Annotated in this window: 26 protein-coding genes, 1 pseudogene and 1 riboswitch; of the genes and pseudogenes, 6 read left to right on the top strand and 21 right to left on the bottom strand. The window is 62.5% G+C overall.

Going from position 1 to position 25,865, the window contains the following annotated elements:
- Window positions 1-24 precede the first annotated feature (24 nt).
- The 4 genes from N5A92_RS19505 to N5A92_RS19490 all read right to left on the bottom strand — a co-directional run bounded on the left by N5A92_RS19505 (window position 25) and on the right by N5A92_RS19490 (window position 2,955).
- The gene (locus tag N5A92_RS19505; protein ID WP_260905597.1) at window positions 25-654 is read right to left on the bottom strand and encodes a glutathione S-transferase family protein; all 630 of its coding nucleotides are present in this window, start codon (window positions 652-654) and stop codon (window positions 25-27) included.
- A gap of 98 nt (window positions 655-752) precedes the next feature.
- Window positions 753-1,082, bottom strand: a complete 330-nt coding sequence (locus N5A92_RS19500) for a hypothetical protein (RefSeq protein WP_260905666.1) — start codon at window positions 1,080-1,082, stop codon at window positions 753-755.
- Window positions 1,083-1,497: 415 nt separating this feature from the next.
- The gene (locus tag N5A92_RS19495) at window positions 1,498-1,746 is read right to left on the bottom strand and encodes a helix-turn-helix domain-containing protein (protein WP_260905596.1); all 249 of its coding nucleotides are present in this window, start codon (window positions 1,744-1,746) and stop codon (window positions 1,498-1,500) included.
- Window positions 1,747-2,052: 306 nt separating this feature from the next.
- On the bottom strand, window positions 2,053-2,955 hold the full coding sequence (locus N5A92_RS19490; protein ID WP_260905595.1) for a LysR family transcriptional regulator: 903 nt from the start codon (window positions 2,953-2,955) through the stop codon (window positions 2,053-2,055).
- A 95-nt stretch (window positions 2,956-3,050) separates the two neighbouring features.
- On the opposite strand from N5A92_RS19490, the gene N5A92_RS19485 reads away from it, so the two are divergent.
- Window positions 3,051-4,121: an aldo/keto reductase gene (locus N5A92_RS19485; RefSeq protein ID WP_260905594.1), complete on the top strand. Its 1,071-nt coding sequence runs from the start codon at window positions 3,051-3,053 to the stop codon at window positions 4,119-4,121.
- Between the two features lie 80 nt (window positions 4,122-4,201).
- On the opposite strand, the gene N5A92_RS19480 is transcribed toward N5A92_RS19485, so the two are convergent.
- The 13 genes and pseudogenes from N5A92_RS19480 to N5A92_RS19420 all read right to left on the bottom strand — a co-directional run bounded on the left by N5A92_RS19480 (window position 4,202) and on the right by N5A92_RS19420 (window position 16,574).
- Window positions 4,202-4,960: an amino acid ABC transporter ATP-binding protein gene (locus tag N5A92_RS19480; protein WP_260905593.1), complete on the bottom strand. Its 759-nt coding sequence runs from the start codon at window positions 4,958-4,960 to the stop codon at window positions 4,202-4,204.
- Window positions 4,957-5,637 (bottom strand): amino acid ABC transporter permease, encoded by a 681-nt coding sequence (locus N5A92_RS19475; protein ID WP_260905592.1) that lies wholly within the window; start codon window positions 5,635-5,637, stop codon window positions 4,957-4,959. Before N5A92_RS19475 ends, N5A92_RS19480 begins: the two co-directional genes overlap by 4 nt.
- Before the next feature lie 74 nt (window positions 5,638-5,711).
- The gene (locus N5A92_RS19470) at window positions 5,712-6,479 is read right to left on the bottom strand and encodes an amino acid ABC transporter substrate-binding protein (protein WP_260905591.1); all 768 of its coding nucleotides are present in this window, start codon (window positions 6,477-6,479) and stop codon (window positions 5,712-5,714) included.
- Window positions 6,480-6,717: 238 nt separating this feature from the next.
- Window positions 6,718-7,470: a hydroxymethylpyrimidine/phosphomethylpyrimidine kinase gene (locus N5A92_RS19465; protein WP_260905590.1), complete on the bottom strand. Its 753-nt coding sequence runs from the start codon at window positions 7,468-7,470 to the stop codon at window positions 6,718-6,720.
- Complete coding sequence (locus N5A92_RS19460; RefSeq protein WP_260905589.1) at window positions 7,461-8,066, bottom strand: thiamine phosphate synthase; 606 nt, start codon at window positions 8,064-8,066, stop codon at window positions 7,461-7,463. Before N5A92_RS19460 ends, N5A92_RS19465 begins: the two co-directional genes overlap by 10 nt.
- Complete coding sequence (locus N5A92_RS19455) at window positions 8,063-8,836, bottom strand: thiazole synthase (protein WP_260905588.1); 774 nt, start codon at window positions 8,834-8,836, stop codon at window positions 8,063-8,065. Before N5A92_RS19455 ends, N5A92_RS19460 begins: the two co-directional genes overlap by 4 nt.
- Before the next feature lie 4 nt (window positions 8,837-8,840).
- Window positions 8,841-9,038, bottom strand: a complete 198-nt coding sequence (thiS, locus tag N5A92_RS19450) for a sulfur carrier protein ThiS (protein WP_260905586.1) — start codon at window positions 9,036-9,038, stop codon at window positions 8,841-8,843.
- Entirely contained in the window at window positions 9,007-10,008 is a 1,002-nt protein-coding gene (gene thiO, locus N5A92_RS19445; protein ID WP_260905585.1) for a glycine oxidase ThiO, read from the bottom strand. Before thiO ends, thiS begins: the two co-directional genes overlap by 32 nt.
- A gap of 3 nt (window positions 10,009-10,011) precedes the next feature.
- A complete protein-coding gene (gene thiC / locus N5A92_RS19440; protein WP_260905583.1) occupies window positions 10,012-11,859 on the bottom strand; it encodes a phosphomethylpyrimidine synthase ThiC in 1,848 nt (615 codons plus the stop codon).
- A 109-nt stretch (window positions 11,860-11,968) separates the two neighbouring features.
- Window positions 11,969-12,086: riboswitch (TPP riboswitch) on the bottom strand.
- Between the two features lie 96 nt (window positions 12,087-12,182).
- Window positions 12,183-13,040, bottom strand: coding sequence for a carboxylating nicotinate-nucleotide diphosphorylase (gene nadC, locus N5A92_RS19435; protein ID WP_260905581.1), 858 nt, complete (start codon window positions 13,038-13,040; stop codon window positions 12,183-12,185).
- Window positions 13,041-13,043: 3 nt separating this feature from the next.
- A pseudogene (locus N5A92_RS19430) lies at window positions 13,044-14,599 on the bottom strand (L-aspartate oxidase).
- Entirely contained in the window at window positions 14,596-15,570 is a 975-nt protein-coding gene (gene nadA, locus N5A92_RS19425; RefSeq protein WP_260905579.1) for a quinolinate synthase NadA, read from the bottom strand. Before nadA ends, N5A92_RS19430 begins: the two are co-directional and overlap by 4 nt.
- Window positions 15,571-15,635: 65 nt before the next feature.
- Complete coding sequence (locus tag N5A92_RS19420; RefSeq protein WP_260905663.1) at window positions 15,636-16,574, bottom strand: NUDIX hydrolase; 939 nt, start codon at window positions 16,572-16,574, stop codon at window positions 15,636-15,638.
- Between the two features lie 205 nt (window positions 16,575-16,779).
- On the opposite strand from N5A92_RS19420, the gene panB reads away from it, so the two are divergent.
- The 5 genes from panB to N5A92_RS19395 all read left to right on the top strand — a co-directional run bounded on the left by panB (window position 16,780) and on the right by N5A92_RS19395 (window position 20,682).
- Window positions 16,780-17,625, top strand: a complete 846-nt coding sequence (panB, locus tag N5A92_RS19415) for a 3-methyl-2-oxobutanoate hydroxymethyltransferase (protein WP_260905578.1) — start codon at window positions 16,780-16,782, stop codon at window positions 17,623-17,625.
- The gene (panC, locus tag N5A92_RS19410) at window positions 17,622-18,584 is read left to right on the top strand and encodes a pantoate--beta-alanine ligase (protein ID WP_260905577.1); all 963 of its coding nucleotides are present in this window, start codon (window positions 17,622-17,624) and stop codon (window positions 18,582-18,584) included. Before panB ends, panC begins: the two co-directional genes overlap by 4 nt.
- The gene (locus N5A92_RS19405; RefSeq protein ID WP_260905576.1) at window positions 18,575-19,573 is read left to right on the top strand and encodes a YeiH family protein; all 999 of its coding nucleotides are present in this window, start codon (window positions 18,575-18,577) and stop codon (window positions 19,571-19,573) included. The genes panC and N5A92_RS19405 overlap by 10 nt, the downstream gene beginning before the upstream one ends.
- Window positions 19,574-19,730: 157 nt before the next feature.
- Window positions 19,731-20,408, top strand: coding sequence for a hypothetical protein (locus tag N5A92_RS19400; protein WP_260905575.1), 678 nt, complete (start codon window positions 19,731-19,733; stop codon window positions 20,406-20,408).
- Between the two features lie 58 nt (window positions 20,409-20,466).
- Window positions 20,467-20,682, top strand: coding sequence for a hypothetical protein (locus tag N5A92_RS19395; RefSeq protein WP_260905574.1), 216 nt, complete (start codon window positions 20,467-20,469; stop codon window positions 20,680-20,682).
- Between the two features lie 329 nt (window positions 20,683-21,011).
- On the opposite strand, the gene N5A92_RS19390 is transcribed toward N5A92_RS19395, so the two are convergent.
- The 4 genes from N5A92_RS19390 to N5A92_RS19375 are packed head-to-tail and all read right to left on the bottom strand — an operon-like array spanning window position 21,012 to window position 25,824.
- Window positions 21,012-22,034 carry a formate dehydrogenase subunit gamma gene (locus N5A92_RS19390; RefSeq protein WP_260905573.1) on the bottom strand — a complete coding sequence of 341 codons (1,023 nt, stop codon included), beginning with the start codon at window positions 22,032-22,034 and terminating at the stop codon, window positions 21,012-21,014.
- Between the two features lie 41 nt (window positions 22,035-22,075).
- A complete protein-coding gene (fdh3B, locus tag N5A92_RS19385; protein ID WP_260905572.1) occupies window positions 22,076-22,672 on the bottom strand; it encodes a formate dehydrogenase FDH3 subunit beta in 597 nt (198 codons plus the stop codon).
- A gap of 13 nt (window positions 22,673-22,685) precedes the next feature.
- The gene (locus N5A92_RS19380) at window positions 22,686-25,598 is read right to left on the bottom strand and encodes a formate dehydrogenase subunit alpha (protein WP_260905571.1); all 2,913 of its coding nucleotides are present in this window, start codon (window positions 25,596-25,598) and stop codon (window positions 22,686-22,688) included.
- Window positions 25,599-25,605: 7 nt separating this feature from the next.
- A complete protein-coding gene (locus N5A92_RS19375; protein ID WP_260905569.1) occupies window positions 25,606-25,824 on the bottom strand; it encodes a twin-arginine translocation signal domain-containing protein in 219 nt (72 codons plus the stop codon).
- Window positions 25,825-25,865: the final 41 nt, after the last annotated feature.

The raw sequence follows: 25,865 nt of genomic DNA, 5'->3' as shown, positions 1-25,865 counted from the left end.
GCACTGGCTGCGCAGCGGGCATGCTCAGGGCATTGGGATGTCCTGCGTGAATTTGGGAACGTGGTATCCTTTTGCCACGGGCTCCCGCGCGGCGATCTCTAAATACCAGCGCTTCACCTGCGGAAACTCGCCAAGTGCAATATCCTGCCACTGGTAGCGTGACACCCACGGCCATATCGCGATGTCGGCAATCGAATAGTCGCCGGCGACGAAGCCCTCCCTGCCGAGCTGCCGATCGAGCACGCCGTACAGACGGCGTGCCTCTTTGGCAAATCGCTCCTCCGCAAAGGGAGCCTTGCCTCGATTGAATTTCAGATATTGATGGGCTTGGCCGAGCATCGGACCGAATCCGCCCATTTGCCACATCAACCACTCGATCGTCTTGAGCCTACCCACCCCCTCACGCGGCATCAGCAGTCCGGTCTTTTCGGCCAGGTAGAGGAGGATCGCGCCTGATTCCATCAGACTGAGACCATTATCACGGTCGACGATGGCGGGGATCTTGTTGTTGGGTGAGACCTCGAGGAAGTCGGGCTCGAACTGCTGGCGGTCGCCAATGTCGACGGGATGAACCGCGTAATCGAGGCCCATCTCTTCAAGCGCGATGGAGACCTTGCGGCCGTTCGGTGTCGTCCAGGTGTAGAGATCGATCATTGAGCATCAGACCCTTGCTGCCGTAGAATGGGAAGCGCGGCCAGTTCATAGCCGACTTGTCCCTCATATCATTTTAGGCACCAAGCGTCCGCTTAGCGTCATGCCCCGCCCACAGGCGTAATGACCTTGCCGGTGCCGCGACAGTCTGGACAGGTCATTCCCTTGATCAATCCGGCTCCTTCGCACTGCCGACAGATGTTCTCACCAGCACCAGGCGTGCCTTCCGGCACCGTCTCCGGGTTTTCTGATTCGGCGCCAGGCCGGCTCTTCCGACCCTTTTCGAGAACCTCGCGTGTCTCATCGACCTGCCGTTGATCGACGTCCATCTGCTTGGATGTGTCGTCAGGTAGACCGGCTCCGGTCTGTGCGACCGTCTCATCGACCGGCCGATCGTTCGCGCCCGTAGTGATCTTTGACTTATGAGGCATAGACAGCTCTGTCCCGCGATTGGCGTGACATTCTCTCTTCCGCTTAACAGGTTTAGGGCTGAACGGTTCCGCCGGGAGGAGGGTGGAAAAAGGCGCGAGGCCACGTCATTGACTGACGCGGCCCCGCCTTCTCCGCAAGTCTGGAGGCTGAGGTACTGATCCTGAGATCAGTGTCCTAACAGCGCTCCTTTCTTGCGAAGCGATTATAAAACGCGCTTACCGAGCGAATGTTCCCACATTCGAGATTGGTTAATTCCAAAAAGATTGTTGCGATCGCGGGAAGCTCAGCCGTTTCGAGGCCCCGGTTTCCATTGGCAATGTTACAGCCGCGCACAACGGCGAACGCTGTGGATCCGGCATAGTGCCTGCATCACCGTGCTTCTGGTCCGATCGATCGGTTGATCCTGAAACTCCCTCAGGCCGCATCCACCGAAAACGTATTTTCAGGCAACGACAGGGATCTGGCGATCCTTTCCCGGTAGCCTTTGTCGTATCTGCGGCCAGCCTCGATGTTGTCAATTTCTTCGATTGAAAGGCCACAAGCCACGGCCAGCTCTTCGACCGAATACCCCAGAAATTCACGGTAGGCGCGGATGATGTGCTTTCCTTCAGACATGGCCGCAAGAACGGCGTCAGGAAGTTGGATCTTGGTAATATCGTTCATACGTCCCTCCGAAAAATCGAAGTATCAGCCAGTGGCGGAAAACTCTTCCGCACCATCGGCGATCTATCGTTTAAGCGCGGCCTGACACGAGCGCGTACGCAGTCTTGGCCAGTGTAGGTGTCGGATGACAAACGGCCCGAACGGACCCCAACTAAAAAGATTGCCGCCCTACGATAACAGGTGCGGCACCACCTTATATGGTTATCGACTATTAGTCGATCAAGTGAAGTTGGTCCAGCGTGTTGCCTCTAGCCAAAGACGGATGCCCGCTGAAGCCGTCAACTGTATGCCCGGATCAGCTCGCAGCTAGCTGGCGGCTGCAGCCTTTCGAACAAAATCCAGAAAGGCGCGCAACGGCGGAGCCATCTGCCGGCGACTTGGGTAGTATAGATAGAAGCCCGGGAAGGCCGGCGACCACTCCTTTAGCAGATGCACCAGCTTCCCGGCTGCTATCAGGAATTCGACCTGATGAGTGAAAAGATAAGCGATGCCGACGCCATCGAGGACGGCGGACGTCACCATCTCCGGCTCGTTCACGATAAGGGGACCCTCTACAGCCACCTCCAGCTCCTCACCGTCGCGCTCGAACTCCCAGCGATAGAGGCTGAAGTCGGTCGGCCAGCGGAAGTTGATGCACCGATGGTGCCGCAGATCGTGTGGCGTGGCGGGCGCGCCGAAACGGTCAAGATAGGAAGGTGCTGCCACCGCCACCTGCCTTAGCTCGCCGCTGATCCGGACGGCGATCATGTCTTTCTCCACCTTCTCGCCGAGCCGGATACCGGCGTCGAAACGGCTTGCGACGATGTCGACCAGCTTGTCGTCGATGACGATATCGAGCGTTATCTCCGGATAGCTGCCCAGGAACGGACCGATCATCGGCGCGAGATAATGCATTGCGGCGATGCGGGTTGTATTTATCCGCAGCAGACCCGATGGGACATCGCGCAGGCTGCGAAGTTCCGCAACGGCTGCGTCGAGATCCGCGAATGCAGGTAGGAGGCGGTCGAGGAAGCGCTCTCCGGCTTCGCTTGGTACCACGCTGCGAGTCGTTCGGTTGAGCAGTCTAATTCCGAGCCGCTCTTCCAGACGGCGAATGGTTTGGCTCAAAGCCGAGGGGGACATGCTGAGATGGGCGGCTGCGCGAGCGAAGCTGCCATGCTCGACCACGGCGGCGAAGGCCCTCAACTCGGCATAATCGCTACCGCGCATTCTATTTCTGTTTCTTCATAGCTAATGCAGATAATGGCGCATTTTCAAACGAATGCAATATGGCATCTTGCCGGTCTCGATAACCGGAGATAACCATGACCATATCCCTTTCCTTGGACACCTATCGCCTTCTCGGCCGCTCCGGCCTCCGGATCTCCCCCCTTTCACTCGGCGCGATGACCTTCGGAACCGATTGGGGCTGGGGTGCCGACGAGCACGAAGCGCGCCGCATCTTCGACGCCTATGTCGGTCGTGGCGGCAATTTCATCGACACGGCCAACCAATACACGAACGGCACGTCGGAACGCTTCATCGGCGAATTCGCGAAAGGGAAGCGCGATGGGCTGGTGATCGCCACGAAGTATACGCTGCCCTCTCGGCCCGGTGATCCCAATTCCGGCGGCAACCACCGCAAGAGCATGGTGCGCTCGGTAGAAGAAAGCCTGGAACGCCTGAAGACCGACTACATCGACCTTCTGTACCTTCACTTGTGGGATTTCACGACGCCGGTAGAGGAGATATTGCGTGCTATGGATGATCTCATCAGCGCGGGGAAGATCGTCTATGTCGGCATATCCGACGCGCCGGCCTGGCAGATTTCGCGCATGCAGGCGATCGCCGACCTGCGCGGCTGGGCGCCGCTTATCGCGCTGCAGATTGAGTATAGCCTCATTGAGCGAACTGTGGAGCGTGACCTCGTTCCCATGGCGCGTGAGATGGGGCTTGGCGTGATACCCTGGTCGCCGCTTGCCAGTGGTGTTTTGACGGGCAAATACAGCAAAGCTGACCTTAAAATCGGCACCGGCAGTGCTTCCGCCGTTGGTACGCGCAAGAACGTTGCTGCCGCCAATGGCGCGCTCAGCGAACGTGGCCTGGCAGTTGCGGATGTGGTTAAGGCAATCGCCACCGAGGCCGGCAAGTCCCCGTCACAGGTGGCGCTCGCCTGGACACTTCTCAATCCGACGGTCGCGGCTCCGATCATGGGCGTGCGGACCTTGGCGCAGCTCGAGGACAACCTTGGCGCCCTTGACGTGACGTTGACCGACGATCAGCGAGCCCGCTTGGACGACGTGAGCGCGATCGACCTCGGTTTTCCGCATGAGTTTCTGGCACGGCCGATGACGCGAAACGTCACGTTCGGCGACGTGAAGATTGCGGCGCGATGAGGCCGTTCGGTTAACCGGCTGATACTCCATCCAACCGGCCACGCAGGAGCGCTTGAAACGATGAGCTGCGGAGCCGGCAGCTACTGCCCATTCGCATCCTGCAGCAGCGTCGCCACGAAGCGTTTGGTGCGTTCGCGTTCAGGATTGGAGAAGATGTGCTGTGCGGAACCGATCTCGACAATTGAGCCGGCATCGAGGAAGGCGGCCTGCTGGGCGATGCGCGAGGCGAGACGCAGGTCGTGGGTGGCGATCACCATGGTCGTTCCCTCGCGCGCGAGCTGGGTCAGGACCTCCACAACCTCGCCGGCAAGTTCCGGATCAAGTGCGGAGGTCGGTTCGTCGCACAAGAGGACCCGCGGCGAAAGTGCGAGCGCGCGGGCGATGGCCACGCGCTGCTGTTGACCACCCGAGAGCGTCGCCGGCCATGCGTCGGCCTTGTGTGCGAGGCCGACCTTCTCAAGGAGCTCCAGGCCGCGCTCCCGCGCCTTCGCCTTCGGCCATTTGAGAACGGCGACCAGCCCCTCCATCACATTCTCGATCGCGGTGCGATGCGGGAACAGCTGGAAATTCTGGAAGACCATGCCGGTCTGGCTACGCAGCCGTCTTATGTCCCTCCAGCCAAGCTTCATCCCGGGGTGGAATTCAAGCGTCTCTTCACCAACACGAATTTTTCCGGAGGTTGGGATCTCGAGAAGGTTGATGCAGCGAAGCAGTGTGCTCTTGCCACCGCCGGAGGGGCCGATCAGGGCCGTGACGGAGCCTTCCGGAATCCGCAGGTTGACGCCCTTCAGGACGAGATTGTCGCCGAAGCGCTTCTCGATGTCGGTGAGCTCGATCATGCCCGCGCCTCCAGAAAACCACCATAGCGACCGAGACGCTGTTCGAGACGCACCTGGAGCTGCGACAGTACAGAACTCATCAGGAGATAGATCAGTGCTGCCTCGATGTAGAGGATCAGCGGTTCATACGTCGTTGCCACGATGCGTTGCGCGGCCTGGAACAGCTCCGGCACGGTAATGGCGGCAGCCAGCGAGGTATCCTTCACCAGGGAGATGAAGGTGTTCGACAACGGCGGCACCGCAACGCGCGCGGCCTGCGGCAGGATCGTGCGGCGCATTACCTGGCTCCAGCTCATGCCGATCGAGTACGCCGCCTCCCACTGACCTTTCGGTACAGAAGAGATGGTGGCGCGGATCGTTTCCGACGTATAGGCGCCGATGTTCAGCGTAAATCCAATGAGCGCCGCCGGAAAGGCATCAAGCACGATGCCGACACTGGGCAGCCCGTAGAAGATCAGAAAGAGCTGCACCAGGAGCGGCGTGCCGCGGAAAATCCAGACATAGAAGCGAACCACCGCGGCAAAGGGTGTCGGCGCGAACAGCCGCACCACTGCCACGACCAATCCGAGCATCAGGCCGAGGCTGAACGACAGCAGCGTCAACGGCACGGTGAAGCGCAACCCGGCCAAGAGCAGCGGGCCAAGCGAGGATAGCATCAGGTCGAGCCAATGCGGCACGGGAACCTCCTTCAAAAGACGAGCGGGGCAGACTTGGGAAATCCGCCCCGCTCGCTCATGTCCAGACTATCTGCCTACTCGGAAACGTCCACGCCGAAATACTTCTCGGAAAGCCTCTGGTAGGTGCCATCAGCTTTGATCTCCTCGAGCGCCTTGTTGATTGCGGCAACGAGTTCCGGCTGGCCCTTCCTGACGATGATGCCCGAATAGCTGGCATCCTCCTGGGTCGCGGCGATCTCCACCGGTGCGTTCGGCCGCTGTTTTTTGAAATCATAGAAGGACAGGCTGTCGTTGATCGTCGCGTCCGCCCGGCGGTTGACGACGAGCTGGACCGCCTGATCGAAGCCTTCAGTGGCGACCAGCTCGGCGCCCGCCTCTTCGGCCATCTTCGCATAGTTGCTCGTCAGCGACTGGGCGGACCTCTTGCCCTCCAGGTCCGCAAAGCTGCCGATCTCGTCATTATCCTCGCGCACGATCAGCGCCGCCTTGGAGGCGATGTAGGGCTCGGAGAAATCGTATTTTGCCTTGCGCTCCTCGGTAATGCCGACCTGGTTGATAACAGCATCGTAGCGGTTCGCATCGAGCCCGGCGATGAGACCGTCCCAGCGGCCTTCAAGAAACTGAGCCTCCACGCCAAGGCGCTTGGCAACCTCGCGTCCGAGTTCGACGTCGAAACCGACCAGATCGCCGGAGCTGTCGTGGTAGGTGAAGGGGGCATAGGTTCCTTCCGTCCCGATCCGCAGCACGCCCGCGGCCTTCACATCCGCAAGCTCTGCGTGGGCGAATGAGAGCGCTGCCGCCTGCAAAGCAAAGGCGGCGAAGAGGGTCTTCAGCCAATTCATTGTCGCTATTCCCGTTACTTGTCTTGGCGGCAAGCGCCGAATGGTCCGGAAATCTAAGGCTAACGCAAATTTGGACAAGGCTCCGGCACCTGCCGAAGGGCTCGCCACGGACAATTGCGTGTTGCTTAAACCGGGCAAAGGAGAACGAATTTCTCCCTAACCGGCGGATGCCTCAAACGCGGTATCGGATTGAGGCGGATGCTTCCACTCGAGTTTGCGTGCCGTACCAGCTCTTCCGTTATTCAGCTCGGCTGATATTGTCGCGAACGAATTGCTTGGCCCTCCGCACGCTTTCCTCCACAGTTGCATCAAGTGCCAGAAGCGCCGCGATTGCACTCGCGAGCATACAACCCGTTCCCCGCAGTTGGCGGTTCAGACGAAGCGCCTCAAATCGAACCGGTTCACTATCCGGCCGTAGCAGGATATCTGTCGACCATTTCCCCGAGCCGTGCCCGCCTTTGACCAGCACTGCCGGCGCGCCGGCGTCGAGCAGGATCCTGCCCTGGCGTAGCACTTCCTCTTCACTCCCAACTGATCGAGAGCCGGTTAGGAGAGCCAGCTCCTGGAGATTTGGAGTAATCAGTCGGCAAAGCGGCATCAGATCGTGTGTCAGCACGGCGACTGCGTCCGGTTCCAACAGTGCTCCGCCGGAGGACGCCGCGAGCACGGGGTCGAGAACCACCGGCACATTGGCATGGGCGCGCAGGACTGATGCCACCGCATCGATTGTGCCTTTCGCGGCGAGCATGCCGATCTTGATCGCGCCGATCGGATTAGCCTCGAGCGCGGTCCGCATCTGATCCGCAACGAGGGCGGGCGGCATGGCTTCGACGGTAAGAACCTGCTGGTGCGTCTGAACCGTGACCGCGGTCACGGCGATGGCGGTGCGCAGGCCGAAAGCGGCAATAGCCTCGACGTCACGTGACAGACCGGCGCCGCCTGATGAGTCGGAGCCGGCGATGGCCAGCACGTGCGAAGCTGTTATCGCCATGGTGCGGTCGCCTCGATCCACTCGCGTGTTCGCGCCTCCGGATCGGGATGCAGCAGTATGTCGGTGACGACGGCAGCCGTATCCGCACCGTTCTCGAAAATTCCTGGAAGACGTTCCGGCGTCAGGCCGCCGATGGCAACCAGCGGCAGTGGCGCCACGCGGCGTTTCCACTCGGTGATGCGGTCGAGGCCCTGCGGTGCCCATTTCATCTTTTTCAGGATGGTCGGAAAGATAGGCCCGAGGGCGAGATAGTCGGGCGAAGCAGCGAGCGCGGTGGCAAGCTCGGCTTCGTCGTGGGTGCTGAGGCCGAGTTTGAGGCCTGCCGCGTGGATCGCCGCTCTGTCGGCAGTCGCAAGGTCTTCCTGGCCGAGATGGACCCAGCCGCAACCTTCCTCGATGGCCAGCCGCCAGTGATCGTTGATCACGAGTGTGCAGTCATGGGCGGCGCAGATTGCCTTTGCGGCGCGTATTTCCTCGCGCAGCCGGCGCTCCTCCATGTCCTTGATGCGCAACTGCAGGAGCTTCACGCCGAGCGGCACGAGCCGCTCCACCCAGGCCGCGCTGTCGACGATGAGATAGAACGGTTCGAGCTTCACGAGAACACCGCCTGGCCGATGACCGGCGTCGACGGAACGGCCGTCTCCCTGGGTTCTACGATGCCGGCTCGGTAGGCCTCTAATCCGGCCTCCACGGCGCCGGCGAAGGCATGCGCCATGCCAGCGGGATCACCGGCCTTGGCGACCGCAGTGTTGAGAAGCACGGCGTCGAAGCCTAGCTCCATGACGGCAGCAGCATGGGAGGGGCGACCGAGGCCGGCATCGACGATGAGGGGTGTGTCAGGGAAATGGGCGCGCAGCGACCTGAGCGCCCGGACGTTGAGTGGCCCTGCCGCGGAGCCGATGGGCGCGCACCACGGCATCAGCACTTTGCAACCAGCCTCCAGCAGCCGCTCGGCGACGACCAGATCGTCGGTTGTGTACGGGAAAACCGAGAAGCCCTCCTCGGACAGGATGCGCGCGGACTCGACGAGCCCGAAGACATCGGGCTGCAGCGTGTCGTGGTTCCCGATCACCTCGAGCTTGATCCAGTCCGTGGCGAAGACCTCCCGCGCCATTCGGGCCGTGGTGACGGCTTCCTTGACCGAGTGGCAGCCGGCCGTGTTGGGCAGGACACGCACGCCTAGCTCGCGGATCAACTCCCAGAAGCGCCCGCCGGAGGCGCCGCCCGCTGTCTCGCGGCGCAGCGACACCGTGACGACCTCCGTGCCCGAGGCGCGCACGGTGTCGGCGAGGATGGCAGGCGAAGGATATTGTGCGGTGCCGAGGAAGAGGCGCGAGGCAAGCTCCACGCCGTAGCATGTCAGCATTGGTTCATCCTCCCTGCATTGGCGAGAGTATCTCGATGCGGTCCTCGTCGCACAGCCGGCAATCCTGCCGCTCTTCTGCCCGCACGAGCTCGCCGTTGACGGCAGTGGCGAGCCAGGCTCCCTCATAGTCGAGTTCGGCAAGAAGCTCGGCGAGCGTTGCCGCCGATGCCTCAAGCGCTTCGCCGTTGATGATCAGCTTCATGTTCGGGCTCCGTGTCGCTTTCAGATGCGAAGACAAGTTCGGCGGCCTGCTGTGCCATTACCGGGGCGAGCAGGAAGCCGTGGCGGTAGAAACCGTTCACGGTGACGGTCCCGTCGCGGGCGTCTACGCGCGGGAGATTGTCGCGATAGGCGGGCCTTAGCGCCGCCCCCGTCTCCACAATCTCGGCCTCACCAAAGGCGGGGTGGAGCGCATAGGCCGCGTTGAGGAGCTCCATGGCCGAGCGCGCTGTGATCGGGCCTTCATTGTCGCTTTCGATCATGGTCGCCCCGACCATGAAGTGGTGGTCGGGGCGCGGAACGATGTAGATCGGATGGCGCGGGTGGAGGAGACGCACCGGCCGCTTAAGGCTGATGTCGCTGGTGCGCAGGATCAGCATTTCTCCGCGCACGCCGCGCAGAGCCGGATCTTGGGCTGCCATCCCGGTGCAGTCGATCATGCGGTCGAAACCGGAAGGGACGGGCTGTCCGCTGCCGAAGAGGAATGTGACGCCCATGGCGGAGAGCTTTTCGACAAGCGCCTCCATCGCCCGCCGCGGATCGAGATGCGCTTCCTGGTCGAAGAAAAGACCTAGTCGGAAGTGGCCGGCAAGGTCGGGCTCGAGTTTGGCGATCGCGTCTTCCGTCAGCCAGGCGTGGTTCTCCGTGCGCTGCGAGAAACGTCTCAGCTCCGAGGCGTCGCGGGGATGCGCCACGACGAGCGTTCCCGCCCGCGTGACATGGCCGGGAAGGGCCGCGCTCCACCAGTCGGCAGCGCCGCGCCCGAGCGCGATCACCGCCTCCCCGGCGCTCTCGCGTTCGCACCACGGGGCGAGCATGCCGCCTGCGAGCCACGAGGCGTTGCCGCCGATGCCGGCACGGATTTCGGCAACGGTCACGGCCATGTTGCGCCGGGCAAGCTCATGCGCAACGGCGAGGCCTGCCACCCCCGCTCCCTTCACCAGCACGCGCACGGCTCACCTCTCGCGTTCGGAATATGGGGCGGCATCCGCCGTTGTGGCCTCGACCTCCTCGACGGGCATGTAAAGGTCGCCTCCGGCGCGGTACTTCTCCGCCATCGCCGCCATGCCTTCCTTCTGCGCCTCGGCGCGGATGTCGTGAGAGATGCGCATGGAGCAGAATTTCGGGCCGCACATGGAGCAGAAATGGGCAACCTTGTGTGCCTCCTTCGGAAGCGTCTCGTCATGCATGGAGCGCGCCGTTTCGGGATCGAGCGACAGGTTGAACTGATCTTCCCAGCGGAATTCGAAGCGCGCGCGTGAGAGCGCATCGTCGCGGACCTGTGCCGCGGGATGTCCCTTGGCGAGATCAGCCGCGTGGGCGGCGATCTTATAGGTGATGACACCGGTCTTCACGTCGTCCCGGTCCGGCAGACCCAGATGTTCCTTCGGCGTGACGTAGCAGAGCATGGCCGTTCCGAACCAGCCGATCATCGCCGCGCCGATGCCGGAGGTGATGTGGTCATAGCCCGGCGCGATGTCGGTCGTCAGCGGTCCAAGCGTGTAGAATGGGGCCTCGCCGCAGATTTCGAGCTGTTTGTCCATGTTCTCCTTGATCTTGTGCATGGGAACATGGCCCGGCCCCTCGATCATCACCTGACAGTCCTTGGCCCAGGCGATCTTCGTGAGTTCTCCCAGTGTCTCCAGCTCCGCGAACTGTGCCGCATCGTTGGCGTCGGCGATGGAGCCGGGGCGCAGCCCGTCGCCCAGCGAGAAGGAGACGTCATAGGCGCGGCAGATGTCGCAGATCTCCTCGAAATGCTCATAGAGGAAGCTTTCACGGTGATGGTGCAGGCACCACTTTGCCATGATCGAGCCGCCTCTGGAGACGATGCCGGTCACCCGGTCGACCGTGAGCGGGATATAGTGCAGCCGCACGCCGGCATGTATGGTGAAATAGTCCACGCCCTGTTCGGCCTGCTCGATGAGTGTGTCCCGATAAACCTCCCAGCTAAGCTCCTCGGCGATGCCGCCCACCTTCTCCAGCGCCTGATAGAGCGGCACGGTGCCGATCGGCACGGGGGAATTGCGGATGATCCACTCGCGGATGTTATGGATGTTGCGGCCGGTCGAGAGGTCCATCACCGTGTCTGCGCCCCAGCGGATCGCCCACACCATCTTTTCCACTTCCTCGGCCATGGAAGAGGTGACCGCGGAATTGCCGATATTGGCATTGATCTTGGTGAGGAAGTTGCGGCCAATGATCATCGGCTCGGATTCAGGATGGTTGATGTTGGCAGGGATGATGGCACGCCCGCGCGCCACCTCGTCGCGCACGAATTCCGGTGTCACGTAGTCGGGAATGGCGGCGCCGAAACTTTCGCCGTCGCGCTTTTCCTTCAGCCTTTCACGGCCCAGGTTCTCACGGATGGCGATGTACTCCATCTCCGGCGTCACCAGGCCTGCCCGCGCATAGGCAAGCTGCGTGACCGCCTCACCGCTGCTCGCGCGCAGGGGGCGGTGGCGAACAGAAAATTCCGGTGTCAGCCGATCACCGGTGACAAAGCCGTTATCTTCCGGTTTGACGGCGCGGCCATCCCGGCGCTCGACATCGCCGCGTGCTTTGATCCAGGCCTCGCGCAGCCGCGGCAGGCCCGCCCCAATATCGATCCCAGCTTTCGTGTCGGTATAAGGACCGGAGGAATCGTAGACCGTGACCGGCGGCTCGCCGGCCGTCGGATGCACGGCGATCTCGCGCATGGACACGCGCAGGTGGGGATAGCGCGAGCCAGGCTTGTAAACCTTCCGCGAGGCGGGGAGGGGGCCGGTGGTGACTTCAGGTTTCTGATTATTCCGGGCATCCATGACGAGGCTCCTTTGCGTCTGCATCGGAGACCCAGTTCTTGCCGAGGAGGAGGGGGAGACTTTTCCAACTGCAGGTCTTAGGACCTGGGATTCGGATCGGGCGATCCTTTGAAAAGCCGTCGCACCATCCCTACGCCAGTATGAACTGGATCAGGTTCAAAGGGTCACCGCGCTGCGCAAGGCCAGCGGTATCTCAGCCCGTTGTCCGGGCTCCCCTGGTGATGACTTTAGTGTAGAAGAAATACACCCCCGCTTGTCAAGCGGGCTTGTCCCTTGCGTCCCGCTCGCTCGGAGCGGAAATGCCATGTCCTTGGAGGTTCCGGCTATCGCCTCACCAAAACATCCAGCCCAATGTCCAGTGCAGGCGCGCTGTGGGTGATCCAGCCCACGGAGATGAGGTCCACATTGGATGCAGCTATAGCCGACACGGTTTCCGGCGTGATGCGGCCGGAGGCCTCGGTGATCGCGCGCTCGCCGACTAGGCGCACCGCGTGAGCCAACTCATGTGGGGTCATGTTGTCCAGGAGCACCGCGTCAACACCGAGTGAGAGCGCCTCCTCGAGCTGGTCTAGCGTATCGATTTCCACCTCGATCTTGACCATGTGACCGGCATGGGTGCGCGCCCGCTCGACCGCGGCGTGGATACCGCCGGCGATGGCAATGTGATTGTCCTTGATGAGGATTGCATCATCGAGGCCGAAGCGGTGGTTCGAACCGCCGCCGGCGCGCACGGCATATTTTTCCATCGTGCGCAGGCCCGGCGTCGTCTTGCGTGTGCAGGTGATCTTCGCCTTGTGTCCCTTCACAGCCTCGACCATCATTGAGGTCGCTGTGGCGATACCGCTCAGATGGCAAAGGAAGTTGAGGGTCGTGCGCTCGGCGGAAAGAAGGCTGCGTGCGGGCCCGCTTACGGTGGCGATGGCGTCGCCCGCGTCAACGGTGCTGCCGTCCGGTCGGGTGATCTGTAGCGCGATCGTCGGGTCCACGAGGCGGAAAGCGAGCGCGGCCGGATCGAACCCGGCGATGACGCCGGGCTCACGGGCGACGAACGTCATTTCAGCATGGAGGTCGGCGGAGACCACTGCATCGCTCGTGAGATCGCCGGCACGGCCGATATCCTCCGTTAGCGCAGAGCGGACCAGGGGCTCGAATAAGATGGGGGGAAGGGGAGGAACAGCCATGAATCATGCACTCCGGGCCGATAGGAGAGTGGGTTCTGGGACTAGATCCCGTCCGGCCTCGAACGCCTGCTTGAGGGTAAGGCGCGAGTGCCGGGCGCGCGTGCCCCGCCATGGAAAGTCGGAGCGGAAGTGAGCACCTCGGCTTTCTTCCCGCATGAGAGCGAAACGGCGGTCATCAGCGCGATTGCGGCGGGATCGGAAGCGGGGCCTTTGCGGTTGGCCAGGGAGACAAGAAGAGGGATGGCGTCCAACAAGGCTTGGCCCTCGCGCACGGTGCCGAGGATGCGGGAGACAAGGCAACGCAGCATGGTGGGATCTGCCGCGCAGGGTACCGAGAGAGAGACTGGCCGCGGGTTTGACCGCACCGCCGCCCCGCCCACGCTTTCCGCGGCCCAGCGGGTGAAGACGGCGGCTTCGGTGAGCGAGTTGCTGGCGAGCCGATTGGCGCCGTGAAGGCTGGTGCAGGCAACCTCGCCGCAGGCCCAAAGGCCAGGCACCGAGCTTTGCCCGCGCGCGTCCACGGCAATCCCGCCCATGTGGAAATGTGCAGCGGGCCGGACTGGGATCGGCTCGCGCGACGGATCGATGCCGCGCGCATTGCACGCTGCGGCGATTGCGGGAAAGCGCGAGGCAAACGCGGTGCCGGGCTTCTCCCGCGCGTCTAAAAACACGCGATGGCCCTTGGCAAGATGGGCAGCCACTGCGCGCGCCACGACATCTCGCGAGGCAAGCTCCGCACCCGGCACCGCCTCAAGAAAACGCCGGCCACACTCGTCTATCAGGATCGCGCCTTCGCCGCGTACGGCCTCGCTGATGAGCCGCATCGGCCGATCCGGTCGGTCGAGTGCAGTGGGATGGAACTGGATGAATTCCATATCGGCGAGCTCCACGCCGGCGCGTGCCGCCAGCGCCAGGCCCTGACCGAAGGAGCCGGGAGGGTTGGTGGTGTCATGAAAGAGGCCGCCGATGCCGCCCGTGGCGATCACCACGCGCCCGGTGGAAAACAGCACCGGAGCGCAAGAGCCGACGCCAAGTACGCCGGACGCGGCGCCGTCCTCCACCAATAGCCGCCGCGCTTCGATGCCTTCGAGGACGGTGATCGATGGCGTTCGGCGGACCGTGGAGATGAGCGCTCGCATGATCTCGCGGCCGCTGGCGTCCCCTCCGGCATGGACGATGCGACGACGGCAATGGGCTGCCTCTAGGCCGAGCATCAGCGTGCCATCCGCTGCTTTGTCGAAACGTGCGCCGAAGCCCATCAACGCTTCGACGGCCGCCGGGGCAACGCGGACTACCGCATCCGCGACCTGCGGGTCGCAAAGCCCTTCACCGGCAGCGAGCGTATCGGCCAGGTGAAGGTCAGGGCTGTCGTCGGGCCCGAGGCAGGCGGCGAGGCCGCCTTGCGCCCAGGCGCTCGCCGCTTCCTCTCCGAGGCGCACCTTGGACAGGATCACGACGGGCTCCGGGGCCAGATGTAGCGCCGTCATCAGCCCGGCGAGGCCCGCGCCGACAATCACTGGCCGCCCGCCGAGGTCGTGGACGTTGATGTTTTGCCTCATATGGCAAGCATCCGCTCGACCGCGTGCCGGGCACGCTCCATCACCTTGGGCGCGACAGTCACCTCGTGCTGGTTCTCATCAAGTGCTGTGCGGATATTGGCAAGCGTGATGCGCTTCATGTGCGGGCAGAGATTGCATGGGCGGACGAACTCGACGTCCGGGTGCGCCACGGCCACATTGTCGCTCATGGAGCATTCCGTCATCAGGACCACGCGCTGCGGCTTCTCGCGCCCCACATAGTCCGACATTGCGGCAGTAGAGCCAGAGTAATCCGCCTCCGCAACGACCTCCGGCGGGCACTCGGGATGTGCGAGTACCAACACGCCAGGATGGGTCTCCCGCAATTCACGGATGTCTTCGGCGGTGAAGCGCTCGTGCACCTCGCAACGGCCCTTCCAGGCAATGATCTCGACATCCGTCTGTGCTGCGATGTTCTTCGCGAGATATTCGTCGGGGAGCATGATGACGCGTGGTCGACCGAGGGATTCCACCACTTCGCGCGCATTGCTGGAGGTGCAGCAGATGTCGGACTGCGCCTTTACCGCGGCAGATGTGTTGACATAGGTGACGACCGGAACCCCCGGAAACCGCAGGCGCATCAGGCAGACATCCTCGGCCGTGATGGACTCGGCAAGCGAGCACCCCGCCCCCAGGTCTGGAATGAGCACAGTCTTGTCCGGGTTGAGCAGCTTCGCGGTCTCGGCCATGAAGTGGACGCCGGCCAGAACGATGACGTCTGCCTCCGTTTCCATGGCCTTGCGGGCAAGCGCCAGGCTGTCGCCCACGATGTCAGCCACGCAGTGGAATATCTCCGGCGTCTGGTAGTTGTGCGCCAGGATAACGGCATTGCGCCGTCGCTTCAGTTCGAGAATGGCCTCGATGTCTTCCACGAAGGCTGGCCACTCGACCGACGGGATCACGCGCTTCACTCTGTCGTAAAGTTCGTCAGTTCGGCTCGGGGGGTCGAACACAGCCGCCTCCTTATGCTTCGAATGAGTATAAGCCGTGCATATGCTTACCTTGAGTATAAGAGGAGTCAAGATCGTGAGACGGATAATTTCGTGCCTGCGGCCGATCGCTCCATCAGCACGGCCGGCCGGAAGCGGAACAGCTTGGCAGGACGGCCACCCGTCTCCGACATGGTCTCGCCGGTCTCCTCAACAAGCTCCTGCTGTTCGATGAGGCGGCGGAAGTTCTGTTTGTGGACGAGTCTGCCAGCAAGCGCCTCCACGGCCCGCTGCAGTTGCAGCAGTGTGAAGACCGGCGGCATCAGTTCGAATACCACCGGGCGGTACTTGATCTTTGTCCGCAGCCGCGCGATTCCGGTCGCCAGGATGCGGCGGTGATCTGCAATCATAGGCCGCCCCGGAATGTGCGGCGCGCGCGCTCCACCCCCATCCCTAAGCGCCTCCTCCACGAGGGCTGCCTCGTAGAGCAGCTCGTAGCGTTGCAGAACGAGTTCCTCGTTCCACGGGCGGCCATCGATGCCGAAGCCGATAGCGATACGCTGCCGGCGCTCCTCACGAGCCTTTCCGCCTTGCTGTTCCGTCCATGCCCTCAGGGGCGGCAGGATGGCATCGGCGATGATCGAGGGCGCGCCTGCACGATGGTCTTCCCACGGGAAATAGTCGTACCAGCTTTGCCAGTCGCGAGGAGGTCCGCCTTCGCTCCACTCGTCGCGTGTGAGGCCAAGATAGCTGATCGATATCGCTCGCCGTGCTTGCTCCTCGGGGATGCGGTCCCGGTCGGCAAAGGTGTAGAGCTGCTCGATATAGCCGAGCGCTTGCCCGGTCTGCTGTTCCACCCAGTCACGGAGCCCCGCTTGCAGTGAACGGTGCCCCATTTCGAAAGGTCCGGCGGGCAGGGCGCTGCCCTGACTGATAGTCAATGCCCGTGGATCGTTGTCGGTCACGGCAGCCACGACAGCGACCAGATCCACCTTCAATTCGCGAGGTCGCCCGTCGCTGGCATACATCTTCGATTTGTCGCGCCCTGCTGCCACGGATGTTTTCCCTCAGGAGTATTATCAGGCGGAGATATCCGGCGAAACACCACAGCAATCGGCTCTACAACGCTATTTGCGAACAAGCGACATTGTGCAGTGCGATTCTCTCCTTCGCAATCGCACAAGGATATGCGAAACAGCCGCGTCATCCGTTGACGGCAGGGAAGGAAGCGTAATGAGCGCAACGGGACGAAACACTGCCCTCACGCCGCCGGACATTGCAGCTAGAAAGAGCCAGACCCCGCTCGTCTGCCTGACCGCCTATACGACGCCCGTCGCGAGGCTCGTCGACCCGCATTGCGACATCGTGCTTGTCGGTGACAGCGTCGGCATGGTGTTGCACGGCCTGCCGTCTACGCTTGGAGTCACTCTCGACATGATGATCATGCATGGCAAGGCAGTACAGCGCGGACTGGAGCGGGCTCTGATGGTCGTGGACATGCCGTTCGGTTTCTATGAAGAAGGTCCCGAACAGGCTTTCCGCAATGCCGCCCGTGTGATGGCCGAGACCGGCTGTGCGGCGGTCAAGCTGGAAGGGGGTCAGAGCATGGCCGAAACGATCGCCTTCCTCACAGGACGCGGCATTCCGGTCATGGCCCATATCGGTCTGACGCCGCAGGCGGTCAATGCCTTTGGTGGCTATCGTGTGCAGGGTAGGGGCAAGGATGCGCAACTCGTGATCAAAGATGCCGAAGCCGGCGCGGAGGCAGGCGCATTTTCCGTGGTGTTGGAGAAGATACCAGAGGTGCTCGCCCGCCGGATCACCGAGTGTGTCGCGATTCCCACCATTGGTATTGGAGCCTCGCCCGCATGCGATGGCCAGATTCTGGTGGTGGATGACATGCTGGGCCTCTTTACTGCCTTCCAGACGAAATTCGCTAAACGCTATGCGGAATTGGGGCAGATGGCTGAAGCGGCCATCGCAGACTATGCGCGGGAGGTGCGTGAGCGGCGGTTCCCGGCGCCCGAGCATGTCTTCAAGGATCAATCGGAGGCTGTTCCAGGGGGAGACGCAGCATGAGCATATCCATCATCCGGGCCGTCACCGAGCTGCGAACAGCGGTGGCTGCGTGGCGTCGGGACAACCCTCGCATTGCCGTCGTCCCGACCATGGGCGCCCTGCACGAAGGCCATTTGAGCTTGGTGCGCGCGGCGCTCGACCAAGCCGATCGGGTCATCGTAACGCTTTTCGTCAATCCGACGCAGTTCAACAGTTCGAGCGATCTTGCTGCATATCCCCGCACCGAGGATGAGGATGCCGCTAAACTCTCTTCGCTGGGAGCCCATATGCTCTATGCCCCGGATGCGGCTGAGATGTATCCGGAAGGCTTCGCCACCACAGTGTCAGTCAGAGGCGTCAGCGAAGGCATGTGCGGCGCTTTCCGCCCAGGCCACTTCGATGGTGTCGCCACCGTTGTTACGAAGCTCTTCCTCCAGACCAGCGCCGACCTCGCCTTTTTTGGCGAGAAGGATTTCCAGCAACTCCATGTCGTGCGACGGCTTGCCCGCGATCTCGACATTCCGATTGAAATCGTCGGCTGCCCAACCGTGCGCGAACCGGATGGCCTCGCCATGTCGTCACGCAATGTCCGACTGTCGGCTGCGGAGCGCAAGGTGGCCCCAATGCTCGCCGAGATCCTCTTCGATACCTCCGACCGGCTGACAAAAGGTGCATCCGTCGACGATGCGCTTGCAACCGCTAGAGAAGCAATTCTGAGGGCGGGTTTCAGCAAGGTCGAATATCTGGAATTGCGGGCCGACGACGATCTTAGACCGTTCAGCGCAGCAGAAAGGCCAGGGCGCTTGCTTGCGGCCGCCTGGTTGGGAGAAACGAGGCTCATCGACAACGTGAAAGTCATGCCGGCACAGCGCGTACGCCATCGGTCCAAAGAAACCGATAGCCCCGCGGGGCATCACGCATTGGACGCTATGCCTGCCGGTTTGTCGTCAACACACAGAGATCACTCTTCGTGTCGCTGATCGACAAGACTGGAGCCCGTCTTGAAAAGCTGAAGGCGCTCGCGCCGGGCATCTTGTTCGTGCTGCTCATTGCCGTGGCAGCAAATTTCCTGTCGGAGCATTATGGCGGGCCCGCCATGCTGTTCGCTTTGCTCTTGGGCATGGCGTTCCACTTTATGGCCAGCGAGCCACGCAGCGCGGCGGGTGTCGACTTCGCGTCCCGGACGCTGTTGCGCCTGGGTGTCGGGCTGCTAGGCGCGCGCATCACCTTCGAGCAGATCGGCGCGCTTGGTTTCGAGCCCATAGCGCTGGTGCTCATCTCGGTAGCCGCCACCATCGGCTTCGGCGTGGTGATGGCGCGACTATTTGGCCGCCACTGGTCCTTCGGATTGCTGACCGGCGGTGCGGTGGCGATCTGTGGCGCATCGGCCGCGCTCGCCATTTCCGCCGTTCTGCCTCAGCGGCCCGAGCGCGAGAAGGATACACTCTTCACCGTCATCGCCGTCACCGGCCTGTCCACCATCGCCATGATCGCTTATCCGATCCTGTTCACCGCACTTGGCTTCGACGATCGCGAAATCGGCGTGATGATCGGTGCCACCATCCACGACGTCGCGCAGGTGGTGGGCGCGGGATACGCGGTTTCCAACGAGGCGGGAGATACCGCTACCTTTGTCAAGCTCCTGCGCGTGGCGCTCCTGCCGCTTGTGGTGATCGCCATCATGCTCTTTGCCCGGCGCGGGGAGGGCGCGGCGAGGCTATCCCTGCCGTCCTTTGTCCTTCTGTTCGCGGCTCTGGTCGTCGTCAACAGCCTCGGCTTTGTACCCGCGGCCCTTGCTGCCTTCCTGTCGGAAGTCTCGCGCTGGCTTCTGATCACGGCCATCGCAGCTCTTGGCGTCAAGACTGCACTCAAGGAGATGTTCGCTCTTGGTGCCGGTCACATCAAGGTCGTGGTCTCCATCACGCTGTTCCTGGTGCTACTGGCGGCGGCGCTATCGCTCGTCATGTGAGGATATCGCACCGAAAGCTCCTCGCGTCTCACCTCGGATACTGCGAGTGCATGTACACCTTTGGTTTTGGTGATCTAGATATATATCGTCTGGCCACACTTTAGGTTACTGTAGCTCGGTGGCGGAACGGGAGATTTTCGGGAAGGAGATCAATGCGATGAAAACGATAATTCTCGCGGGAATCTTCGCCTTGGCGGCGTCGACTTCGCTTGCACAGACAGATACGGAGCCGGGAGCCACAGAGGGCGAAGCGCCTGCAACGGCGGAGGCAACCGATACTCAGCAAGCCGATGCCGGCCGACCGGCCAACCTCTGCCAGGAGCTTCTCGCCTTCGTTCGGGAGAACCCACCTGAGGCGGACGATGCCCAGGGGAATCCGCCGGAGGCGGACGCACCCGCCGACCAATCCGCCGCCGCGGGAGAGGATTCCTCGCCGGCTTCAGGCGAGGCAGTGCCGCCGCAACCCTCCTCCGAGTCCAGTTCCGCACAGGAGCAATCTGGGCAAAGCGGTCCGGCACACGAGGCGCCGGATCCGAACACCGAGGCGGCCACGCAAAGCAATGGGGAGGACGCACCGCAGACCTCCGGCCTGAGCGCACCGGTGCCGCCGGAGGCGAGCGAAGCAGAGGAAGATGTTCCGCTGAACCTGGACAGGGCCGAAGAACTCGCCGATGCCAACGACATCGTGGCGTGCAAGGATGCAGCGAGGAAGCTAAGGCTTGCGGGCGCTGCCATGCCGCCGCCACTGCTCGCGCTGACGGCGCTCGATCTGCAGTACCAAACGCGGGAAACGGAAGCGGAAACTCCGGCCCAGCAAACACAGCCGCAGCAGTGATTGCTGACGGCCCGGCGCGGGCGGGGCGTTTTGGATAACAGAAGAAGGGAGAAGCCGGATGGGTATGATATTGACGGGAATTGTCGTCGCCATCGCGATCGCGATCGGTACCGGCTATTTCATGAATTTGGAGCAGAGGCCGTCCTGGCAAGTCTACAGCACGCAAAGCACGCGCGTGGGCGACCCAGGACACAATCTGGTGGGCGCGACCTGGACGGGTAACCCTGGAAACGACGCGGTCGCCGCGGCGGAGCCGGAGGAACCGCCCTCTTAAGCGGCGTTCGCGCCTAGATCCGGATCACCGTTTCACAAAATCGGTGACCAGATCCAACCCTTTGTCTTGTCGCAATTCCGGACGGAAAACCGGTTCCCACTTTTCCTGGAATTGCTCTAGTCCCTCGCGCCCTCGCTGTTCTGAGCTTGTCGTAGGACTGGATACCTTCTCATGAAGGGGGTTGGCCGTCGCGATGCCTTTCGCCAATCGAAAGGGGGGCAAACAAGGGATGGAACGCCGCGTGCCCGAATGAACGCGCGGCGTTTTATAGTGAGCACCCGCAAGAATGCAGGGGTGAACGGTTGGCGGAAAAGCCAACAGGCGAATGGCTATTCGGCCGGCCTCGGCGCTGAAGGCTCGGGAGCCGGTTCGGTCTTGGCGCCCTGCTTCTCCACCCAGACGCTGTGGTGCTCCTTCGCCCAGTTGAGGTCTACGGTGCCCGAGCCCATTGCCTCGTAGGCGCCTTCCATGCCGAGGGTGCCGATATAGATGTGGGCGATGATGACGGCCACCATCAGCACGCCGACGGTGGCGTGAATCGTCTGGGCGAGCTGCATGCCGTTCACATCGGCGTAGGTGAACGGGAACAGCAGGAAGAGCCCGGACACGGTAAGGGCGATCCCGCCGATGATCACCGACCAAAAGATGAGCTTCTGGCCTGCGTTGAAGCGGGCAGCCGGCGGATGCGTCCTGTTCGACTTGTCGAACATGCCGCCGCCGACCCTTAGCCAATGGCCGTCATAACGATCGGGAAGATTGTCCCAGACCCAGAGGACAGTCATCACCACGATGCCGAGTATGAACGCCCAGGAGAAGAAGTCGTGCGCGTACTTCGACCACTGCGACCATACGGAAAAGGCATCGGGCCCTATAAGCGGCATTAGCAGTCGCTTACCGAAAATAAAATTCAAACCGGTGATTGCGAGGACGATGAAGGCGGTGGCGGTCACCCAGTGCGTCAAGCGCTCGACAGCGTTGAAGCGCAGGACTTTGACACCCGCTTCCGGAGACCGCATGCGAATGCGGCCCCTGATGAAGTAGAACACTGCCAGTAAAAGGATTATCCCGAGCACGGCGATCCCGCCGATCCAGGGTAGGGCGCCTTCGCGGTACTCGCGGAAATCGCGGCCGCGCGGCTGCTCCAAGGTGGCGGCTCTTGCGTCCGGTATGGTGACGCGGCCCTGGATCTTGTTCAGTTCCTGGAGAAGCTGCTGCTCGTTCACCGACTGCGCGGTGGGATTGCTCCCTGATGGGCCCTCCTGCGCTCCTGCCGGCGCGACGGTGAGACCGAAGGCCAGAACGATCGCGGCGAGAACCGGTCCGATTGGGCAAATACGCTTCAAGACCTGCATTTTCTCCATCCTCCCGTGGCGCGCTGCGGAGTTGCCCTTCGTCAGACTGTGATCGTTTCGCGGTAGGCAGTCTGCCAGCCCCAAGCACCCGAGCCATAGCCGCGCTGCGTCACGCGTTCCTTGTAAATCGCCGCAATGATCTCGCCGTCGCCGGCAAGAAGCGATTTGGTCGAGCACATTTCAGCGCAAAGCGGCAGCTTGCCTTCCGCCAGCCGGTTGGCACCGTATTTCGCATACTCGACCTCGGTGGAATCTGCCTCGGGACCGCCGGCACAAAATGTGCACTTGTCCATCTTGCCGCGCGAACCGAAATTGCTGGTGCGCGGATATTGCGGTGCACCGAAGGGGCAGGCGTAGAAGCAGTAGCCGCAGCCGATGCAAAGATCCTTCGAGTGCAGCACCACCGCGTCGGCCGTCGTGTAGAAGCAATCGACCGGGCACACCGCCGCGCACGGCGCGTCGGTGCAATGCATGCAGGCCATCGTGACCGAGCGCTCGCCGGGCTTGCCGTCGTTGATGGTGACCACGCGGCGGCGGTTGATGCCCCACGGCACGTCGTGCTCGTTCTTGCAGGCGGTGACGCAGGCGTTGCATTCAATGCAGCGGTCGGCGTCACAAAGGAATTTCATTCTCGCCATGTCTTCCTCCCACTCACGCCGCCTGGATCTGGCAGAGCGTGACCTTTGGCTCCTGCATGTTTGTCACGGGATCGTATCCGTAGGTGGTGATTGTGTTGGCGCTTTCGCCGAGAACGTAGGGGTCGGTGCCTTCGGGATAGTTGGCCCGCAGATCTTCGCCCTGGAACCAACCGCCGAAATGGAACGGCAGGAAGGCCACACCCTTGCCGACGCGCTCCGTCACCAGGGCTCTGACCCGCGCCCGTGAATTGTTCTCTGCGCCGCTCACCCATACCCAGCCGCCGTCGGAGATGCCGCGCTCGGCAGCGTCCGCCGGGTTGATCTCCACGAACATCTCCTGCTGCAGCTCGGCGAGCCATCTGTTCGACCGGGTTTCCTCGCCGCCACCCTCATATTCGACCAGACGGCCGGAGGTGAGGATCAACGGGAAGTCCCTGGCGATGCCGTTCTCGATGGCAGCCTGCTGCACTGTGTGCCCGATGTTGGGCACGCGGAATTGCATGGCATCGGGAAGCGTCGGATATTGCTCGACCAAATCCACCCGCGGCGTGTAGATCGGCTCGCGATGGGTGGGGACGGGATCGGGCAGGTTCCACGCCAACGCGCGTGCCTTACCATTGCCGTAGGGATGGCAGCCATGGCTGAGCACGACACGCTGGATGCCGCCCGAAAGGTCGGTCGACCACGAGACCTGGTCGATCTCGCTGCCGATGCCCTCGATAACGCTGAGTTCTTCCGGGGTCAGATCAGCGTCCCAGCCGAGTTTCTTCAGGACAGCCATGGTGAATTCCGGATAGCCGTCGGTGAGTTCCGAGCCTTCGGTATAGGATCCTTCGGCAAGCAGGGTCTCGCCGTTCCGCTCCACGCCGAAGCGCGCGCGGAAGGGGCTGCCGCCGTCCATGACGTGCAGGCTCGGATTGTAAAGGTTCGGCGTGCCCGGATGGCGCAGTTCCGGCTTGCCCCAGCAAGGCCATGGCAGGCCGTAATAGTCGCCGCCGACTTCCGGGTCGTCCTTCGGTGCACGTAGCGTGACCAGATCGAATTTGTGCTGGTTCTTCATGTGCGCCTTGAGGCGCTCGGGCGACTGGCCGCAATACCCGGTCGACCAGCCCCCGCGATTCATCTCGCGCAGAGCGTCTTCGGGCACCGGACGGTCATCCTCGACGGCGATGTTCTTGAACATCTGCTCGGCATATCCGAGCTTGCGAGCCAGACGGTAGATGACCTGGTAGTCGTCCTTCTGCTCGAAGGAAGGCGCGACGATCTGCTCGCCCCATTGGATCGAACGGTTGGAGGCCACGCGCGAGCCCGAGGTCTCGAACTGCGTGCACACCGGCAGGAGGTAGGTATTGTCCGTACGCCCTGCCTGGACGGCAAGCGAGGCCCAGGTAGTCGGATGCGGGTCGGCGACGACCAGAAGGTCGAGCTTTGCCAGCCCCTTCACCGATTCAGGGATGCGCGTGATGCTGTTGCTCGCGTGGCCCTGGACGAACATGGCCCGCAGATTATCGCTCTGCTCGACCTCGTCCTTGGGCAGCAAGGTAGCGTCGAACCACCGCGTCAGCGGGATGCCCGGCGTCTCCATGATCTCCTTGGAGGCGAAGCGCGACAGCAGGTCCTCATATTCGACCTCCCAGACCCGCGCCCAATGGTTCCACGCGCCTTCGGTGAGGCCGTAGTAGAAGGGCAGGGTGACGACATCGAGCCCGATATCGGTCGCGCCCTGCACATTGTCGTGGCCGCGGAAGATGTTGGCGCCGGTGCCGGGCTTGCCGACATTGCCGGTGGCAAGGCACAGGATGCAGCTTGCGCGCACATTGGCGGTGCCTACGGTGTGCTGCGTCTGGCCCATGCACCAGATCAAGGTCGCCGGCTTCTGCGTGGCGAACAGCTCGGCGACGCGCTTCAATTGCTCGCCGGGCACGCCGGAGATGCGCTCGACCTCGTCGGGCGGATACTTCGCCACCTCCTTGCGGATCTCGTCCATGCCGTAGACGCGCTGGGCGATGAACTCCTTGTCCTCCCAGCCATTCTCGAAGATGTGCCAGAGCATGCCCCACAGCACCGCGATGTCGGTGCCGGAGCGCAGCCGCACATATTCGGTCGCGTGCGCGGCGGTGCGGGTAAAGCGCGGGTCGATGACGATGAAGTTCGCGTGGTTGAGCTCCTTGCCTTCGAGAAGGTGCTGCAAGGAGATGGGATGCGCCTCCGCCGGATTGCCGCCCATGATGATGAGCGTCTTAGAATTGCGGATGTCGTTGAAGGAGTTTGTCATCGCGCCGTAGCCCCAGGTATTGGCCACGCCGGAGACGGTCGTCGAATGGCAGATGCGCGCCTGGTGATCCTGGTTGTTGGTTCCCCAGAAGGCCGCAAGCTTGCGGAACAGGTAGGTGCCTTCGTTGGAGAACTTAGCCGAACCCATCCAGTAGACGGAATCCGGGCCCGAGGCATCTCGGAGTTCCATCATCTTGTCGCCGATCTCATCGATCGCTTCGTCCCAGGAGACGCGGGTCCATTGCCCGTCAACGAGCTTGAGCGGATACTTGAGCTTGCGGTCGCTGTGTACCAGCTCGCGCACGGCGGCACCCTTGGCGCAATGGGAACCGCGGTTGATAGGACTGTCCCAGGATGGCTCCTGACCGGTCCACACACCGTTCTGGACTTCGGCCGTAACCGTGCAGCCGACAGCGCAGTGGGTACAGATGCTCTTCTTGAGCTCGATTGGGACGCCGGGTTGCGGCGGGCTGATTGCCTCGGCTTTCCGGACGGAACCGAGCTGGAATGAGCCGATCGCAGCCATCCCGCCGACGGCAAGGCCGGAGCGCCGAAGGAAGGTTCGCCGGTCCATGGGAGCCGCGTCTGTCCTGCCCAGCAGCGACTGCAGTTTTGCGTGGCCTGCTTGCCCGTTCTTCCGTTTCGTCAGCATGGCACCCTCACTTCTCCAGCGTCTCGTAGCCGTTCACACGGTAGAAGGCCTTGACGTGATCGGTTTCCTGATAGCGCGTGCCCATTTCCTCCTCGCCGGGATTGTAGGCATGCGCCTCGCTCGGGGTGAACGTCGCGGCCGCCGTGGCGACAGCGACGGTGGATGCGCCGCTGACAGCGCGAAGGAAATTGCGACGGTTGATCCCCGTCTGTTGCTTGTCGTGCATCTCCAATCCTCCCTCGGTATCGTCCAGCTTGACGCCCGTTT

Source organism: Chelativorans salis, assembly GCF_025336525.1.
GTDB lineage: Bacteria > Pseudomonadota > Alphaproteobacteria > Rhizobiales > Rhizobiaceae > Chelativorans > Chelativorans salis.
Note: the sequence above shows the minus strand (reverse complement) of the source record. Positions and strands in the feature narration are given on the sequence as shown.